Source organism: Tenacibaculum mesophilum (assembly GCF_003867075.1).
GTDB classification, from domain to species: domain Bacteria; phylum Bacteroidota; class Bacteroidia; order Flavobacteriales; family Flavobacteriaceae; genus Polaribacter; species Polaribacter mesophilus.
On sequence record NZ_CP032544.1, the window covers coordinates 954,449 to 973,386 of the forward strand.

16 protein-coding genes and 1 riboswitch are annotated in these 18,938 nt (G+C 34.2%); of the genes, 2 read left to right on the forward strand and 14 right to left on the reverse strand.

The features are described 5' to 3' along the window. Nucleotides 1–3: 3 nt before the first annotated feature. From D6200_RS04450 to guaB, 14 genes are all read right to left on the reverse strand, one after another. Nucleotides 4–2,106: a HEPN domain-containing protein gene (locus D6200_RS04450; protein ID WP_073182917.1), complete on the reverse strand. Its 2,103-nt coding sequence runs from the start codon at nucleotides 2,104–2,106 to the stop codon at nucleotides 4–6. 37 nt (nucleotides 2,107–2,143) lie between these two features. Beyond that, nucleotides 2,144–2,494, reverse strand: coding sequence for a 4Fe-4S dicluster domain-containing protein (locus tag D6200_RS04455; protein WP_073182919.1), 351 nt, complete (start codon nucleotides 2,492–2,494; stop codon nucleotides 2,144–2,146). A 12-nt stretch (nucleotides 2,495–2,506) separates the two neighbouring features. Beyond that, the gene (locus D6200_RS04460) at nucleotides 2,507–3,757 is read right to left on the reverse strand and encodes a sulfate adenylyltransferase subunit 1 (protein WP_073182922.1); all 1,251 of its coding nucleotides are present in this window, start codon (nucleotides 3,755–3,757) and stop codon (nucleotides 2,507–2,509) included. 79 nt (nucleotides 3,758–3,836) lie between these two features. Next, a complete protein-coding gene (gene cysD, locus D6200_RS04465) occupies nucleotides 3,837–4,742 on the reverse strand; it encodes a sulfate adenylyltransferase subunit CysD (RefSeq protein WP_082118660.1) in 906 nt (301 codons plus the stop codon). A gap of 11 nt (nucleotides 4,743–4,753) precedes the next feature. Next, complete coding sequence (locus tag D6200_RS04470; protein ID WP_073183439.1) at nucleotides 4,754–5,362, reverse strand: phosphoadenosine phosphosulfate reductase domain-containing protein; 609 nt, start codon at nucleotides 5,360–5,362, stop codon at nucleotides 4,754–4,756. Between the two features lie 11 nt (nucleotides 5,363–5,373). Beyond that, a complete protein-coding gene (locus D6200_RS04475; RefSeq protein ID WP_073182924.1) occupies nucleotides 5,374–5,628 on the reverse strand; it encodes a DUF2061 domain-containing protein in 255 nt (84 codons plus the stop codon). Between the two features lie 117 nt (nucleotides 5,629–5,745). Beyond that, on the reverse strand, nucleotides 5,746–6,153 hold the full coding sequence (locus tag D6200_RS04480; RefSeq protein ID WP_047789518.1) for an RrF2 family transcriptional regulator: 408 nt from the start codon (nucleotides 6,151–6,153) through the stop codon (nucleotides 5,746–5,748). A gap of 23 nt (nucleotides 6,154–6,176) precedes the next feature. Then, entirely contained in the window at nucleotides 6,177–7,343 is a 1,167-nt protein-coding gene (locus D6200_RS04485; RefSeq protein WP_073182926.1) for an O-succinylhomoserine sulfhydrylase, read from the reverse strand. A 320-nt stretch (nucleotides 7,344–7,663) separates the two neighbouring features. Continuing rightward, the gene (gene thrA, locus D6200_RS04490) at nucleotides 7,664–11,062 is read right to left on the reverse strand and encodes a bifunctional aspartate kinase/homoserine dehydrogenase I (RefSeq protein WP_073182928.1); all 3,399 of its coding nucleotides are present in this window, start codon (nucleotides 11,060–11,062) and stop codon (nucleotides 7,664–7,666) included. A gap of 133 nt (nucleotides 11,063–11,195) precedes the next feature. Continuing rightward, on the reverse strand, nucleotides 11,196–12,488 hold the full coding sequence (locus D6200_RS04495; protein ID WP_073182930.1) for an O-acetylhomoserine aminocarboxypropyltransferase/cysteine synthase family protein: 1,293 nt from the start codon (nucleotides 12,486–12,488) through the stop codon (nucleotides 11,196–11,198). A gap of 131 nt (nucleotides 12,489–12,619) precedes the next feature. Further along, nucleotides 12,620–12,733: riboswitch (SAM riboswitch) on the reverse strand. Nucleotides 12,734–12,917: 184 nt separating this feature from the next. Continuing rightward, nucleotides 12,918–14,483 carry a protein adenylyltransferase SelO gene (locus tag D6200_RS04500; protein ID WP_073182932.1) on the reverse strand — a complete coding sequence of 522 codons (1,566 nt, stop codon included), beginning with the start codon at nucleotides 14,481–14,483 and terminating at the stop codon, nucleotides 12,918–12,920. Nucleotides 14,484–14,489: 6 nt separating this feature from the next. Then, a complete protein-coding gene (gene msrA / locus D6200_RS04505) occupies nucleotides 14,490–15,035 on the reverse strand; it encodes a peptide-methionine (S)-S-oxide reductase MsrA (protein ID WP_073182934.1) in 546 nt (181 codons plus the stop codon). A gap of 14 nt (nucleotides 15,036–15,049) precedes the next feature. Then, on the reverse strand, nucleotides 15,050–15,496 hold the full coding sequence (msrB, locus tag D6200_RS04510) for a peptide-methionine (R)-S-oxide reductase MsrB (protein WP_047789587.1): 447 nt from the start codon (nucleotides 15,494–15,496) through the stop codon (nucleotides 15,050–15,052). 253 nt (nucleotides 15,497–15,749) lie between these two features. Beyond that, nucleotides 15,750–17,225, reverse strand: coding sequence for an IMP dehydrogenase (gene guaB, locus D6200_RS04515; RefSeq protein WP_073182936.1), 1,476 nt, complete (start codon nucleotides 17,223–17,225; stop codon nucleotides 15,750–15,752). Between the two features lie 247 nt (nucleotides 17,226–17,472). Between guaB and D6200_RS04520 the strand changes: the two genes are divergently transcribed. Together D6200_RS04520 and D6200_RS04525 are read left to right on the forward strand one after the other, a co-directional pair. Beyond that, on the forward strand, nucleotides 17,473–18,228 hold the full coding sequence (locus D6200_RS04520) for a hypothetical protein (RefSeq protein WP_073182939.1): 756 nt from the start codon (nucleotides 17,473–17,475) through the stop codon (nucleotides 18,226–18,228). Between the two features lie 117 nt (nucleotides 18,229–18,345). Beyond that, complete coding sequence (locus D6200_RS04525) at nucleotides 18,346–18,933, forward strand: hypothetical protein (protein ID WP_073182941.1); 588 nt, start codon at nucleotides 18,346–18,348, stop codon at nucleotides 18,931–18,933. The last annotated feature ends 5 nt before the right edge of the window (nucleotides 18,934–18,938 follow it).

Below are 18,938 nucleotides of genomic sequence, written 5' to 3' on the forward strand. Positions count from 1 at the left end.
TTTTTAACTTTCTACGGCTACTTTTCTGTAAGCATCAATTGTTTTATAAAATGATGATGCTTCTTCTAAATACTTCTTTGCAAAAGCTTCCGTAGGTTCATTTTTATTGATTTGATAAATCAATTCTGCAAATGAACTTGATAATTCTATTTTATTTGTTGCTACAAACAGTTCATCAAAATTGGTAATGATTCCTGCTTGTGTATTGGTTTTTGCTCCTTCTGCTGTTAACAAGGCTTTGGCAGTGTTTACCATAGCTGCATAAGCGTGATAAATACTATCTGACCATTGTTGATTGTTCAAGGCTTGTGAAGCGTTTTCTAGCTTTTCTTCACTTTCAAACAGTAAAGTTGCTACTAAGTCTATCACCACTCCTGCACATTCACCAACTCCTATGGCTTTTACATAGTTTTTATCGTGACCCCAATCAACAAAATCGTCTTCCGTTAAATTGGTCGTGTCTGACAACTCTTTTAACAGCTCATAGAAATATGTTTTTCCTTGTCTATCATAATAGCTTAAGAAATCTTCGGTTTCTTGTTTATGGCTTTCGAAGTCGTTTAATAAAATTCGTAAAGATTCTGGTCCTCTTTTACTTGGAATTTTAATCAACTTATCAGCAAAACGTCCATTTCCGCCACCTAAAACTCCTCCTCCAACTAATACTTGTAAAGCCGGAGCTAATAACTTACCTACTTTTATAGACATTCCTTGAAAACCAATATGTGCCATGTTGTGTTGTCCACAAGCGTTCATGCAGCCACTAATTTTAATCGTGATGTCTTTGTTATTTACATACTGTGGATATTCAGCTTTTAACACACGTTCTAACTCTGCTGCAATTCCTGTACTACTTGCAATACCTAGATTACACGTATCAGTTCCAGGACATGCAGTGATATCATTCAAACTGTTATATCCTACCTCAGCAAAACCTAATTTTTGTAATTCCGTATAGAAAAATGGTAAAAATTCTTCTCTTACGTGACGAATTAAAATATTTTGACGTAGCGTAAAGCGTAACTCATTTGCTCCATATTTCTTGATTAAATCAGCTAACAAACGGGCTTTGTCGGTATAAAAATCTCCTAACAAAACTTTAATCCCAATCGCATATAATCCTTCTTGTTTTTGTTGAATCACGTTAGTTTCTTTCCATTTTTGATACGCTTCTTTATCCTCAATTACTACAGATGGAACTTCGTTGGTTTCAAAAACAATGTCTTGTTCAAAGTCGGTAGTATTTATCGGATACGTTTTATACGCTAAAGCATTTCTTTCAGCTGCAACCAGTTCTAAGAAAGCATCTACACCTAAATCTTTTACCAAGAATTTTAAACGAGCTTTGGCTCTTTTAGCACGTTCTCCGTAACGATCAAATACACGTAACACACCTTCAATAGTTGGTATCAATAAATCTGCTTCTAAAAACTCATAAATTACATCTGCATGACGTGGTTGTGACCCTAATCCTCCAGCTAATAATACCTTAAATCCTTTTACTTCTTTACCATCAACTGTTTTCGTTTTAGCAATGAATCCTAAATCGTGAATAAAACTCAACGCAGTATCTTCTTCTGTAGCTGAGAAAGACATTTTGAACTTCCTTCCCATTTCCTGACAGATTGGATTACGTAAGAAAAATTGAAAAGTAGCATGTGCGTAGGGTGTTACATCAAACGGTTCTTTCGGATCGATTCCCGCAGTTTCTGAAGCCGTAACATTACGTACCGCATTACCACATGCTTCTCGTAATGTAATATCGTCTTTCTCTAACTGTGCCCATAACTCAGGTGTTCTGTCTAAACTTACGTGGTGAATTTGAATATCTTGACGTGTCGTAATGTGTAAACGACCACGAGAATATTCATCAGAAACATCTGCAATTCTGTGTAATTGTTCGCTTGTAACTTTACCATACGGCAATTTTATACGAATCATTTGTACCCCAAACTGACGTTGCCCATAAATTCCTCTGGCTAAACGTAAGCTTCTAAAACGTTCTTCATCTATTTTTCCTTCGTTAAACAAACGTATTTTACGTTCTAACTCTAGGATATCCTTTTCTACTAAAGGATTTTCTATTTCTGATCTAAAACTTTGCATGTGGTTTTTTAATAGTTGTTTGCTTACAAAAGCGTTGTTATTCGTTATGTAAGAACTCTTGCTTTGCTAACAATTGTTCTTCTGTTTCTACATGTGCATCATCTGGCACACAACAATCTACTGGACATACTGCCGCACATTGCGGTTCTTCATGAAATCCTTTACACTCAGTACATTTATCGGGTACTATAAAATAGTACTCGTCTGATACTGGTTCATTCTCCTCGTCTGCATTTACAGAAGCTCCATCTAATAAGGTTACATTTCCTTCTAATGAAGTTCCTTCGCTATATTTCCAGTCACTTGCTCCTTCATAAATGGCTGTATTTGGGCATTCTGGTTCACATGCCCCACAGTTGATGCACTCATCTGTAATAATTATTGCCATAACTTTTAAATTTTAGTACTTGATAAAACCAACTCCTGACGTATTGTTCGTTTTAGGGTTGATAATGATAAATGCTCCGTTTGCCTTATTTTCTTCATATGAATCAACAAACAAAGGCTTACTTACTTTTAAACTTACTTCACCTATTTCGTTTAATGATAACTTAACAGGCGCTTCTTCTACTCCAGAAAAATCAGTACGAATGATTGTTTTTAAACCTGTTATCTTTGCTTGTACATCGTTTACTCCGTGTTTGATGTAATACTTTTCTGAAGCTTGTAATGGCGCCTTATCCATCCAACAAATAGTAGCTTCTAACTGTTTTACCACAGAAGGTTCTTCTCCTGTTTTCACCAACATATCTCCTCTACTTACGTTTACATCATCTTCTAAGGTGATGTTTACAGAGCTTCCTCTTTTTGCTCTTGCATATTCTTTATCAAAAAATTGAATGCTTTTTATGGTAGATTTTGTTGCTGATGGTAATACCGTTACACTATCTCCTACTGCTAAATCACCTCCATACAATTTCCCAGCATATCCTCTAAAATCATGATACTCATCCGTTTTAGGTCGAATAACTGTTTGCACTGGGAAACGTGCTTTTGATACTTCTTGCGTATCTTCAGACCCCAAGTTTTCAAGGTAATTCAGTAATGTTTCTCCTTTATACCAAGGGGTGTTTTCTGAAGACTTCACAACATTATCTCCTTTCAAAGCTGAAAGAGGTATGAATGTGATATTTTGATTTTGATAGTCGCTCTTCTTAGCTAGATACTCTATTTCTCCTTTAATCTGATTGAATTTTTCTTCTGAAAAGTCTACCAAATCCATTTTGTTTACAGCTACTATCACGTCTTTTACTCTCAATAAATTATTGATAAAGAAATGACGATAGGTTTGTTCTACCACTCCATTTCTGGCATCTACCAAAATGATAGAAGCTTGTGAGTTCGAAGCTCCTGTTACCATGTTTCTAGTATACTCTATATGACCTGGAGTATCAGCTATGATAAAACTGGTTTTAGGTGTTGAAAAATATATGTGAGCTACATCAATAGTAATCCCTTGTTCACGTTCTGCTACTAATCCGTCAGTGGCTAAAGAAAAGTCTAAGTAATCAAATCCACGTTGCTTACTTTTTTCTTCTATTGCTTCTAATTTATCTTGGGTTAATGATTTTGTATCGTATAAAATTCGCCCTATTAGTGTGCTCTTTCCATCATCTACACTTCCTGCTGTTGCTATTTTTACTACGTTCATGTTGTTTTAGTATTGAGTGATTAGTATTGAGTTTTGAGTATTTTTTCTCATTACTCTATACTAAATACTAGGTTTTCTTTTAAAAATATCCTTGTTGTTTACGTTTCTCCATTGCTGCTTCTGAGCGTTTATCATCTATCCTTGCTCCTCTTTCTGATATGGAAGATTCTCTAATTTCGTCTACCACCGTATCTATATCTATTGCATCTGATAAAACCGCTGCCGTACAACTCATATCTCCTACTGTTCTAAAACGAACCATACGCTCTTGTACTTCTTCTTCCTCTTCTCTATACACAACTTCATCGTTTGCAGACCAGATTAACCCGTCTCTAATAAAAGTGGCTCTTTTATGAGCGAAATAGATGGATGGAATTTCAATTTGTTCTTGTTGTATATACGACCAAACATCTAACTCTGTCCAGTTAGAAATTGGAAAAACACGTACATTTTGACCTAAATCAATTCTTCCATTTAGCATGTCGAACAACTCTGGGCGCTGATTCTTTTCATCCCATTGCCCAAAATCATCTCTTACTGAAAAAATACGCTCTTTAGCTCTCGCTTTTTCTTCATCTCTACGCGCTCCACCGATACATGCGTCAAAACCAAATTCTTCAATGGCATCTAATAACGTTTCGGTTTGTAACATGTTTCGGCTAGCGTACTTTCCTGTTTCTTCTTTTACTTTACCAGCATCAATATTGTCTTGTACTTCTCTTACGATTAACTCAACACCTAATTCTTCTACCAAACGATCTCTAAATTCAATCGTTTCAGGAAAATTATGCCCAGTATCAATATGCAATAAAGGGAACGGAATTTTTGCTGGATAAAATGCTTTTTGAGCAAGTCGCACCAGTGTTATGCTATCTTTGCCCCCCGAAAACAATAACACCGGTTTTTCAAATTGCGCGACTACTTCTCTTAATATATATATGGCTTCACTTTCTAAAGCTCCTACTTGTATCGTTTCTGTATTCATAATCATGTTCTTTAAATATGTAAACCACATTCTCTGTTACTTTCTACTTTTGTGGGATCGAAGTACTTAAACTCGTTAGGTAATTGATGCTCTTCTAAATAAGCATCTAACTTCTCATCTGACCAATGGTAAAACGGACTCACTTTTAATACTCCATCTTTACTTCTTGAAACAATATCAATACTATCTCTAAAAGCTGTTTGTCCTTTTCTTAAGTTGGTAAACCACACATTTGGTTTGTGCTCTTCCATCGCTCTTTTAAAAGGCTCTAACTTCACTTGCTCAGTAAATACCGCATGTTTTGGATCATCAACTGTTGGTAATCCTAAAGTAATATTTCTGTGTGCTACCGTTTGTTTAGGTACATACAACTGAATGTTTAATTGTAATTTTTCAATTAACTCTTCAGCATGTTTATAGGTTTGTGGAGTATTATATCCTGTATCACACCAAATAACATCTATACTGTTTTTTACTGATGCTACTGCGTGTAAAATGGCTCCTTCATAGGGACGAAAGTTTGTAGTTACTACGGCTTTATTTGCTTGTAGTAATGCCCAAACAATAATCTCTTTTGGAGATTTGTTTTTTAACTCTGCGTTTACTGCTTCTAAATTCATTGTTTCTATACTCATTTTTTGCCCCATTTAATACTGTTCCAAACTCTTTCGTGAAAAAAATACAATAGCATTTTTGTTACTAATTCTACAGCTCCAATTGAAAAAGCTGTTTTTACTTGTCCTGTAATTACCCATGATATTAATATTGTATCTATGGTACCAACAACTCTCCAACTTATTGACTTTATAATGCTTCTTAGTGGTTTTTCAGAAAGCTTATCTTCTTTATAATTAGCTTTATTTTCTACTACTTGTTCTACAATCATTTTTAAAATACCATTACCCTATCGGAATACTAGGTTTTAAGTCAACAAATATACAGATGCTTTTTAATTCTCCAAGGGGAAATCAAAAAAATATTTGAATTTTACAATTTGTTAATACTACACTAAATCTGCAAGTGTGTTATTACGAAGTACTTGTAGCGTATTATCTCTTACTTGAATCATTAATTTGTGTACTGAGCATGCTTCTTCATCTGGACAGTCATCACATTTTTCATAATAATTCAAACTAACACATGGTACCATAGCAATAGGTCCTTCTAGTGTTCTAATAACATCAGTCATTTTAATTTCGCTCGCAGGCTTTAGCAAATAATAGCCTCCACCCTTTCCTTTTTTTGCTCCTAAAATCCCTGATTTTCGTAAGGTAAGTAATATGCTTTCTAAAAACTTGTGTGAAATGTTTTCGTTTTCTGAAATGGTAGCTATTTGTACCATAGTGCCCTTTTCTTGTTTTGCAATAAAAGTAAGCGCCTTAATTCCGTATTTTGTTTTCTTAGAAAGCATATTACAAATATATGCTTTACTTCTTAATTATTTAATGCTTGATTTAAATCGTTAATTACGTCTTCTACGTTTTCTAATCCTACCGAACATCGTACTAAGCCATCTGTAATTCCTACTTCTAATCGGTCTTCTTCATTTAATTTACTGTGCGTGGTTGATGCTGGGTGTGTTACAATGGTTCTTGTGTCTCCTAAGTTTGCTGATAGAGAGCATAGCTTTATGCTATTCAAAAATTTGCGTCCTGCCTCTATGCCTCCTTTAACTTCAAAGGCTACAATGTTTCCTCCTAATCGCATTTGTTTTATTGCTATTTCATACTGTGGATGCGATTTTAAAAATGGGTACTTCACCAGGTTTACCTTTGGATGTTCTTCTAAAAATTGTGCTACTTTTAACGCGTTTTCACAGTGTTTTTCTACTCTTATTGATAGTGTTTCTAGACTTTTTGATAATACCCAAGCGTTGAATGGTGACATTGCTGGACCTGTATTTCTTGAGAATAAATAGATTTCTTTTACTAGTTCTGCTTTTCCTACTGTAACTCCTCCTAAGACACGTCCTTGTCCGTCTATGAGTTTTGTTGCTGAGTGAATTACTAAGTCTGCTCCAAATTTTATTGGGTTTTGTAGGTATGGGGTTGCGAAGCAGTTATCTATTACTAATAATATGTTGTGTTTTTTTGCAATGCTTCCTAATAGTTCTAAATCTAAAATATCTACTGCTGGGTTTGTTGGTGTTTCTGCATATAATATTTTGGTATTTGGTTGTATTAGACTTTCTATTTTTTCTGCTTCTGTTATTTTAAAGTAGCTTGTTTCTATATTCCACTTTGGTAAATACTTTGTAAACAAACTGTGTGTTGAACCAAATACTGAACAACATGATACGATATGGTCTCCTGCATTTAACAGGGTGCCAAAAGTTGAAAACACCGCTGCCATACCGGTTGCAAACGCATATCCTGCTTCGGCACCTTCCATAGCCACTATTTTATTGACAAATTCTGTGGTATTCGGATTTGAAAACCTGCTGTATAAATTCTTCTCCTTTTCTTCTGCAAACGATGCTCGCATATCTTCAGCATCATCAAATACAAAACTTGAGGTTAGGTATAAAGGTGTAGAATGCTCTGAAAATTGTGAACGTTCTGTTTGCGTTCGTATGGCTTGTGTTTCAAAATTTTTGCTCATGTTGTTTTTTTAGATGTTTGACCGCTTCATTGTCAGATAAAAGAATCAAAATTTGTGGGTCTTAGCTCTTATATCTTTTCTCTCTGCTCTATTTTCTTGGTTCTTGTTTTTAAGTTTTCTATTCCTTTTTTCTGATGTCACTTCGAGTAAAATTATTGAAATGAAATAAAAATAATTTTGTATCGAGAAGTATTCTAATCGTTCTCGATACAATTTTTACTTCGTTAACACTCCATAAAAATCACTCGAACTGACAAAGGCTTTAGTAAATCTTATCTCTATTTTCTTGGTTCTTGTTTCTTGTTTCTTGTTTCTTTCTACTAATTATTATTCTTGGCTAATCGTAAAATGTCTCCAAACACTCCTCTGGCTGTAACTTTTGATCCTGCTCCTGCTCCTTGGATAACAATAGGTTGTTCTCCATAAGACTCCGTATAGATTTCAAAAATGGCATCTGAACCTTTTAGGCTTCCTAAAGGAGAACTTTCTGGTACCGATACTAATTTTACATCTAACTCTCCTTTTGTTTGTTGTAAGTCTCCATGTAAATCTCCGATATATCTCAGTACGTGTTTCTCTTCTTGTGCTTCTTTTTGCTGTTGAAATGTAGTATCTAGTTTTTCTAAGTTTCCTAAAAACTCATCAGAAGATACTTCTCTAAACTCCTCTGGAATCAAGTTTTCTATCTGAATATCATCAAACTCGTTTTCTAAATCTAATTCACGTGCCAAAATCAATAGTTTTCTAGCAACATCATTTCCACATAAATCTTCACGAGGGTCTGGTTCTGTAAACCCTTTATCAATTGCTTCTTGTAACACCGTTGAAAATGTTACATCTTCCGAAGAAAACTTATTGAATAAATAACTTAAAGATCCTGAGAACACTCCTCGAATTCTGGTTATATTCTCTCCTGAATCGTGCAATAATTTAATCGTATCAATCAATGGTAAACCTGCGCCAACATTGGTTTCATACAGGTAACTCTTCTTATTTTTATCTAAGGTTTTTCGTAACTCTTTATAAAAATCGTACGAAACAGTATTCGCTATTTTGTTAGAAGAAACCAAGTCGAATCCAGCATTGACTAAAGGAATGTAATTTTCTATAAAATCTACACTTGCTGTATTGTCTACTGCTATTAAATTTTCTAAATGATGTTCTTTTGCATAGTCAATTACACTATCAACTGTATGCTTATCTTCTACTGCTTTTTCAAGCTCATTCAACCAATTAGTTCCAACTCCATTTTTTGCTAACAACACTTTTTTAGAGTTCGCAATCGCAAAAATGTTCAGATAAATTTTACGTCTTTCTAAAATCGATTTTGAATTTTCTAAAATTTGTTCAATCAAGGTTCCTCCAACTAATCCTTTACCAAAAACAGCTATGTTTATCTTTTTAGCAACCCCAAATACTTGACCGTGAATCACATTCAACGCCTTGTGTAATTGCTCTTTTTTAACTACCAAACTTACATTCTTACCTGTAATGGTATTGTTGAATAACAAGGGAACTATTTGGTTCTTAATTAAAGCGTTGTATGGCTGATGAAACTCACTTAAATCTTGCCCAATAATTGAAATTACAGATACTTCTTCCTGAATTGAAATTTGATTTACATCTTTTGTTTGTATGTCATTTTCAAACTCTTGCTCTAAGGCTTTTACAGCAGCAGTTGCATTCGATTTGTCGACCACTAAACCAATTCCTCTTTCTGAAGAACCTTGTGAAATAATACTCACACTAATTCCGTGATTGCTCAATGCTTTAAAAATACGCGCATCAACTCCGACTTTACCTAACAACCCCCTTCCTTCAAAGTTTATTAAGGCAACTTTGTCTAAAACCGATAATGATTTGATTCCTTTTAAGGTTGACTTTGCTGTAATAAGCGTTCCATTATCGTTAGGATTGAAGGTATTTAAAATTCGTAGATTGATATTCTTCTCTAACAACGGAATAATTGTTTTGGCGTGTAAGATGTTCGCTCCAAAGTTTGCCAATTCATTTGCTTCGGAAAATGACAATACTTCTATCTTCTTAGCATCTGCCACCAAATCAGGATTTGCCGTGAAGATTCCATCAACATGCGTGTAGTTTTGCAACTCTTCAGCATCTAGATAGTTCGCTAACAACGAGGCTGTGTAATTACTTCCGTTTCTACCCAACGTAGTAGTTTCGTTTTTTAGGTTTGAAGCTATAAACCCCGCTACCACATTCACAGTTGTTCCGTTGTACTGCTTAAAATGATTTAACACATTTTCTTTAGAAATTTCAACAATCGATTGCCCTTTGCCAACTATCTCATCCGTTTTTAACAACGCTCTTGAATCTGTAGCTAGGGCATTGATCCCTTTTTGTTGTAATAAATCTGTTACCGTTTTTATTGATAACAACTCTCCTTGTGCTAGTACTTCATCCTTTATTTTTTGGCTATAATCTCCTAACAAACTCACTCCCTCAAACAACTTTTCTAAGCGATTAAATTCCGTAGAAAAATCTACTAACGGAGTTAATTTCGTTTGCTCATATCGAAATGCTTCTAATTGTTCTTTAAAAGTTTCATTTTTAGCAGCTCTTTCTAAGAGTTCTTCCAGTTCATCTGTAGCATTTCCTCTTGCAGATACTACCACTGCTATCTTTTCTCCTTCATTAATTTTCTGTTCTATGATAGATACTACATTTTGTATCCCTTCATTCGACAAAGATTTTCCGCCAAACTTTAAAATTTTCATTCTTTTATTTGTTGATTTTTGATTGAATATCGGTTCAATAATTTTTTCTAATTGCTTGTATTCTATTAAGAAAGCATCATGCCCATGATCTGAATTAATTTCATTATAGGTTACATTCGCATGGGCAGATGCCAGTTGTTTATGTGTTTCTCTGTTTTCTTCCGCAGTAAAAAACAAATCGGAATCTACGCCTACAATATGGATGTCTGCCTCGATTCTCTCTAATACATCTAGCTCTTCTCTTCCTTTTGTTACATCGATGGTTTTTAATAACTGATTCATCAATTTATAGGATGCTAACTGATAGCGTTCTTGTAATTTTTTTCCGTGATGTAGCAGCCAGCTTTCTACATTAAAAATCTGTAACTCTTCATTTTTTGAACGCTGAAAACGTTTTTTAAACGATTCTGGTGTTCTATAACACAACATTGCATGCATACGTGCATCATGCACAGGATTACTAGAATTGATTAAAAATTGCTCTTGTATTTGACAATTTGCTATCAACCAATCGGTCGATTTCCAATCAGTAGCTACAGGAATTAAATGTTCGGTAATTTTCGGGTTCAACACAGCCATTTCCCATGCTATTCCACCTCCTAAAGATCCTCCTATCAACGCAAATAATTGTGTTATGTTGAGTTGTTCTAGCCCTTGTAGAAAAATGTTTGCAATATCACGTGCTACGAAACTTTTGTAATCATCTATTAAGAAGTTATCATAACCGTTTCCAGGTATGTTAAAGCACAAAATGGTATATTCATTAGTATCTATAACCTTGGCTTCTCCTATTAAATCTTGCCACCAACCTTGGCTTCCTGCAACATTGCTATTTCCTGTGAGTGCGTGGTTAATAAGTACCACAGGAGCAGTACCCAATGCTTTTCCAAAAACTTGATAGCTTAACGGAATTGTATCGAATTGTGTACCGCTTAATGTGGTATAACTAAGAATATTAATATGCTGCAAATCACTTTTCATTATTGATGTCTTTATGGGCGTTCCCTTAAAGGGTCGGGCTTTCCGTTATATCTTTTGTTGGTTCTCGATACTTGCTTCGCAAACTCGAACTGACAACAAAACGATGCCACTTCAATCCCTAACGCAAGTTGTTTTAAACCAATACTTCTTTAGGAATTTGAGCAAATGCTTCTTGTAAATCGGTTTTTAAATCTTCAATATTTTCCAAACCAACTGATAAACGGATTAAGTCTTTAGTAACTCCTGTACTTTCTTGAGCTTCATCACTCAATTGTTGGTGTGTGGTACTTGCTGGATGAATAATTAAAGATTTGGTATCTCCAATATTGGCTAGTAATGAAAAGAGTCTGGTATTGTCAGCAATGGTTTTAGCAGCTTCGTAACCTCCTTTTACTCCAAAAGTTACCAATCCACTTTGACCTTTTGGTAAGTATTCATCTGCTAAGTTTTTGTACTTGTTGTCTTCCAACCCTGGATAGTTTACCCAAGCAACTTCTTCTTGTTCTTGTAACCATTTTGCTAGTTTCAAGGCATTTTCACTATGTTTTTGAATTCGTACTTCTAAGGTTTCCAATCCTTGAATGATGTTGAATGCGTTTGTCGGACTCAACGCGCCTCCAAAATCACGTAAGCCTTCTAAAATCAGCTTAAATGTATACGATGCTGCTCCTAAAGTTTCATGGTATACCAATCCGTGATATCCTGCTGAAGGTTCTGTAAATTCAGGGAATTTCCCATTAGCCCAGTTAAAGGTTCCTGCATCAATAATGGCTCCTCCTAACGAGTTTCCTTGCCCTCCAATGTACTTTGTTAGGGAGTGAATTACAATATTAGCCCCGTGTTCTATCGGATTTAATAAAGCTGGTGTAGCTACTGTATTATCTACAATAAAAGGCACTTCTGCTTTTTTAGCATGTGCAGATATAGCTTTTAAATCCAATACATCTAACTTCGGATTCCCTAGAGATTCAACAAAAAAGACTCTAGTATTCTCTTGTACTGCTGCCGAAAAATTATCAGGGTTTGAAGCATCTACAAACGTAGTCGTAATTCCTAGTCTTGGTAAGGTAACGTTTAGCAAGTTATAGGTTCCTCCATACAAACTACTCGAAGCTACAATATGATCTCCTGCTTTTAATAAGGTTAACAATCCAGTCGAAATAGCTGCTGTTCCCGAAGCAAAAACTACTGCTCCAATCCCACCTTCTAAAGCAGCTAAACGATCCTGCAAAATTTGATTGGTAGGATTATTTAATCGGGTGTAAATAAATCCCAACTCTTTTAACGAAAATAGGTTTGCTGCATGTTCTGAATCATTAAAAACATACGAAGTAGTTTGATAAATAGGAACTGCTCTTGTTCCTCCGTTTTGTGTTACATCATGACCTGCGTGCAACGCGTTTGTTGCGAATTTTTGTGTACTCATTTTTCTTGTTTTTGAGTTAATAAAAAATTAAACCAAAAGCCAAAACACATCTACTTTTAGATGTTGCTTACTAGAAAAATGTTATTAAGAAATTATAAGAAGATTCTTGTAGATATTAAAGAAACTTCTTTGGGTTATCTATCCACGAGTTTTTACGCTCTGGTAGAATTTAGCACCTTCTTTGTTTGCACAAAGGGTTGCTAAGGTTTCATAGGGTCTAATCCCTCCACCTTTCTTGATAACATCGTCAATAAGTGTTTGAACTTTTACGAGCACAAATATTCAATTATAAAAATGGATTTTCCAAATTTATTTTGATTTTTATTTAAAAAAGCATTTTGAATTATTTTTAATAACAAAACATAAACAACTCAAAACCTGTGTTTTAAAATGTTTTATTTAAGCAAAAAATTTATATACATTTTTATCTTAAGAACTACAAGATAACATAGAGCATCCTACTTTATTTCGAGCCCATTCTGGTCGTTTTGCGAACCATTTTTCATATTTTGGTTGCTCATCGTAAGGATTTTTGAGCAGTAAATATAACTCATTTAACAATACAAAGTCATTTTTATTTGCATCATCAATGGCTAATTGTGCCATATAATTTCTGAGTACATATTTCGGGTTTATAGCATTCATTTTTTCTTTTCTGTCTTCATCTGAAACAGTTTCGTTTTGTAATCTATCTATATAACTTTGGAACCAGTTTTCCCAAGATTTTTTTATTTCGTCTACAACTTCTGAAGGCGTATAAAATGCTTTTTCTATTTTTTTGATTACCTCCTCTATGCTATCATCTTTTGAAATCCCTGACAACAATCGGAAAAAAATGGTCATATCAGTTTCTGTTTTTTGAAGTACTTCTTCAAGGTTTGAAACTAACGTTCCATCTAATTCTTGTGAAGAAAAAAAACCTAATTTTTCTCGCATCATTTGCATATACTTTTCAGGAAACTGCTCTTGGTAATTTTCCAAAACTGCTTCTAAAGGTTCTGCTTCTTCAATTAAAGGATATAAAGCATTTGCCAACTGATATAAATTCCATAAAACTACCTCTGGCTGCGAACCATATCGGTAACGCTTATGGGTATTATCCGTTGTATTTGGTGTCCATCCGTGGTCATAACCTTCTAACCATCCATAAGGTCCATAATCAATGGTTAAACCAAGAATAGACATATTATCGGTATTCATTACTCCATGAACAAAACCAACACGTTGCCAGTGAATAACCATTTCTAAACTACGCTCTGCTACCTCTTTAAAAAAGGAAACATACGTTTCTTTTGAAGGTTCACCTAAATGAGAATAATGATGTTTAATTGTATAATCAACTAGTGTTTTTAATGTTTTTACATCTCCTCTGGCAGGAAATATTTGGTAACTACCAAAACGTAAAAAAGACTCGGCTGTTCTACATACAATGGCTCCTTTTTCATACGCAGTGTTTCCGTCGTACATTACATCTCTTAATACTTCTTCTCCAGACAAAGCTAAGGAGAGAACTCTTGTTGTAGGAACTCCTAAATGATACATGGCTTCACTACACAAATACTCACGAATAGAGGAACGTAACACTGCTAGTCCATCCGCAGTACGTGAATACGGTGTTTCTCCAGCTCCTTTTAACTGCAAAGCCCATTTTTTATTATCATAGACTGTTTCAAACAAATTAATTGCTCTGCCGTCTCCTAATTGTCCTGCCCAATGTCCAAATTGATGTCCGCCGTAGCACATCGCATACGGTTGTGTGTTTTTATATACATCATTCCCTGTAAAAACATTCTTAAATTCTTCTGAAGCTATTGCTATTTCTGAAAGTCCTAACTCATTTGCCATTTCATCCGAAACATGAATCATTTTTGGATTGGATGTTTTTTTAGGTGTTACATACGAAAAACAAGCTTCTGTAACCTGTCTTCGAGTATTTTCTTGAATTGGGTCTGCTGGTAATTCTTTAGTAAAGGTATTTTGTATATTGAATTTCAACACGTTCTATTGTTCTTTTAGTTTGTTTGCGTACATTTTTCTAAGTTTAGATAGCTTGGGTGAAATTACTGCAGCACAATACATTTGTTCTTTGTTGTTTTCATAATAATTTTGATGATACTCTTCCGCAGCATGAAATGTAGTTAATGGAGTTATTTCTGTTACAATTTCATCTTCATAATGCGGAGATAATTTTTCTACTACTTTTTCAGCAGTTTGTTGTTGCTCTTCATTCTGATAAAAAATTACTGAACGGTATTGTGTTCCTACATCAGCTCCTTGCCTATTTAAAGTTGTTGGGTCATGACTTGTCATAAACATTACCAACAACTCTTCATAACTTATAATTTCAGGATTAAATGTTGCTTGTACTACTTCTGCGTGTCCTGTTAAACCTGAACAAATTTCTCTATAAGTTGGTGTTCCTGGTACGGTTCCTCCCATATAACCAGATACCACTTCTTCTACTCCTTTTATTTCATTTAAAATAGCTTCTACGCACCAAAAGCAACCGCCACCAACGGTAATTAGTTCTAATTTATTATTTGTCATTTATATACTTTCTTTTATTCAGTATCTAAAATCATTGATGCTGAGTTTATACAATAACGTAATCCACTAGGTTCTGGTCCGTCAGGAAATACATGTCCTAAATGAGCATCGCAAGTGTTGCACATTACTTCTACGCGTACCATACCAAAAGTAGTATCTTTTTCATATTGAATAGCATTCTCTTTTATAGGTTGCGTAAAACTAGGCCACCCGGTACCTGAACTAAATTTAATCGTTGAATCGAACAAAGGTGTGCCACAGCATACACATTTATATTTGCCAGCATCATAAACACTACACAATGCTCCTGAATTTGGTCTTTCTGTTCCTTTTTGTCTGGTAACTCTAAACTGTTCAGTAGTTAAAAGTTCTTGCCATTCTGTTGCTGTTTTTTCCACTCTTTTATCAGGTGTTGGATTACCATTAACTGCAAAATTAATTACGTCTTTCCAAGTTAAAATTTTGTCGCTCATCCTGCTCTTTCGTTTTATTTAACTTATTAGTAGTTTCTTTTCTATCTTACTTACAAAACTACAATTCATTATTTATTATATTGATTTTAATTCTCATTATTTATAAAAAGTGCTTTTACATTTGTTAGGAGTTTAAAAGTGCCCTTTTTACATTAGTTAATAAAGAAGAAAAAATGTTGTAAACAAAAACGCTGTTAGTTTAATTACTAACAGCGTTTTTGTTTTATAGTTTCTTTATAGTTTATCGTCTACTATAGTTAGGTGCTTCTTTAGTAATAGCAACATCGTGTGGATGACTTTCGTTAATTCCACTTGCAGTAATACGGATAAATTTTCCTGTGTTTTTTAGTGTTTCAATATCTTTTGCTCCACAGTATCCCATACCTGCACGTAACCCACCTACAAATTGGTGAATACTTTCTTGTAATTCTCCTTTGTAAGCTACACGTCCTACAATTCCTTCTGGAACTAATTTTTTAATATCGTCTTCTACATCTTGAAAGTAACGATCTTTTGACCCTTGTTTCATGGCTTCAACAGATCCCATTCCACGATACGATTTGAATTTTCTTCCTTCGTAAATAATAGTTTCTCCCGGAGATTCTTTGGTTCCTGCTAATAACGACCCTAACATTACACAGTCTGCTCCAGCCGCAACAGCTTTTGGAATATCACCTGTATAACGAATACCTCCATCAGCAATTACAGGAACTCCACTTCCTTTAATAGCAGCTGCTACTTCTAATACTGCTGAAAATTGTGGGAATCCTACACCTGCTACAACACGAGTTGTACAAATAGATCCTGGTCCTATTCCTACTTTTACTGCATCTGCTCCAGCTTCTACTAAATATTTAGCTGCTTCTGGTGTTGCAATGTTCCCTACAACAACATCTAATTCAGGGAATTTAGCTTTTACTTCTTTTAATACAGAAACCACTCCTTTGGTATGTCCGTGAGCTGTATCAATAATCACAGCATCTACCCCTGCATTTACTAAGGCTTCTGCTCTATCAACTGCATCATGCGTTACACCTAATGCTGCAGCTACACGTAAACGTCCATATGAGTCTTTATTAGCTATTGGTTTTTGTGTAAGCTTTGTAATATCTCTAAAAGTAATTAATCCTACTAGCTTATCATCGTCATTAACAACAGGTAACTTTTCTATTTTGTTTTCTTGTAAGATAACTTCAGCATCTTTTAAAGAAGTTCCTTCTGCAACAGTTACTAAGTTTTCAGAGGTCATAACTTCAACAATAGGACGCTCGTTATTTTTTTCGAAACGCAAATCACGATTCGTTACAATTCCTACTAATTTTCCTGCTTCATCAACAATTGGAATACCTCCAATTTTATGCTCACGCATTGCTTGTTTAGCATCTAAAACGATTGCACTTAACGACAAAGTAATCGGATCGATTATCATTCCGCTTTCTGCGCGTTTTACTTTACGAACTTCTTGAGCTTGTTGCTCAATTGTCATATTTTTATGTAACACTCCTATTCCTCCTTCTCTTGCAATAGCAATTGCCATAGCAGATTCGGTTACCGTATCCATAGCTGCTGATACTATTGGAACATTGATTGTTATGTTTCTTGTAAATTTTGTTTGGATTGAAACTTCCCTTGGAAGTACTTCTGAGTAGGCAGGAACTAATAAAACGTCGTCGTACGTTAATCCTTCTCCTAATATTTTAGCTTGATGAGCTTGCATATGCAATCAATTTAGTGTGTTGTTAATTAATTGCATGCAAATATACTACAAATAATGCAAAAACTACCTTTAATTTTAAGTTAAGTAAATCGCTTTATATTTTATCTTTTGTTTATTGCTTTACCCTTCTATCAATAACGCTAATAATCAACTTTTATACGCTCAAGGTTTCTCTGCTCATTCTTTTCTATATCATTCTTAATTTTAGTATGTGTTTACCCTATTCCTATTCATAAACCTACAACTAATGGAGAACAGTACCCCCATAAAAGATACCAAGAAAGTAGTTAACACTACCGATGTTTATCCTAAGGTATTTAAAGAATTAATTACTGAAATTAACAACATGCTATCGTATGCTATTTACAATGGGATTACTATTAATACAGAAGTCAATTCTCTCATTGAAAGTAAGGGTTTAAACGACTTGATAAATGCGCATAATATTCTTGTTAAAAACATTGCTCCTGCAACGCCAAAATCGATAGAATACACTAAAGCACTGCGTGAAGAAGGACAAAACAAATCGATTTTTAGCAAGCTTCCTGTGGTAAGGAACCTTATTTTTTTAGCTCTTTTCTTTTTGGTTTTATTTATTATTACTGCACTTTCTCCTGATGTAAATAATAACTCATTAGATAAAGGTTTAATGAATAACTCTGGATTACCACTCCTTTTAAACCTCTCCTACTTAGCATCTGTTGCTGGTTTAGGAGTTATTTTTTATTTATTGAAAAGAGTTAGCGATTCTATTAGAGAATCAACCATGGTTTCTGAAGAGTCTATTTCTTATTTAGCACAGATAGTACTTGGTATTATTGCTGGACTAATTATGTCGGAAATTATTTCATTTTACACTAAAAGCCCTGAAGACATCAACCTTTTTAATAAAGGTGTTTTAGCACTGATTGGTGGGTTTTCTTCAGAAGCTATTTTTAGCATATTACAAGGCATTATAGATAGGGTTAAATCTATTTTTATTGTACCTAAACCCAATAAATAACTATTACTAAAAATAAAAGAGGTTGCACCGTTAAGTGATTATAATTGAGCTTACAACATACTAACCAAACTTAGCTCTATATTATAGCAACCTCTTTTTAATTTTAAAATTACACTTATGAAGTATTTTTACGTATCTATTTTTAGTTTTTTACTTCTTTCTTGTGCTAGTATTCCTAGCTCTACTGTAACGCTTACTAAAGAAGTTATTAAAGAGGCTGATAATATGCATGCTTTAAATGTGTCTTTAATCAATAAACTTTTTGATGAGCGAAAAGAAAAAATCAATTTATTTATTGAAAACAAGTACACACCTACGCTATTAAAAAAGTTTGAAAGTTTATTACCAGATTCTTTAGATTATAAAAAAGAACTACCTAATATTCTAAATAGTATTGTTCCTATTATTAATCATAAAAAAGATTCGCTTCAAAGTGTATTAGATTTACAAAGACAAGATATTTTAAACCAACTAAACTCTAATTATAGCGATTATAGTAAAGCTACTACTTCGCTTCAAAACTTAATTAACTCTGCTGTAAACATAAAAACTACAGAAAGTGACGCTTTGTCGGCAATAGATCAACTTACAGGTGATAAAATTAATATAAAAAAGGTTGAAAACACCATTAATCAGAGTATTGATAAAACTGGAAGTGCCCTAAATAAATTGGTAACCATTGAAAAAGTAATTTCTGAAAAATAACGATT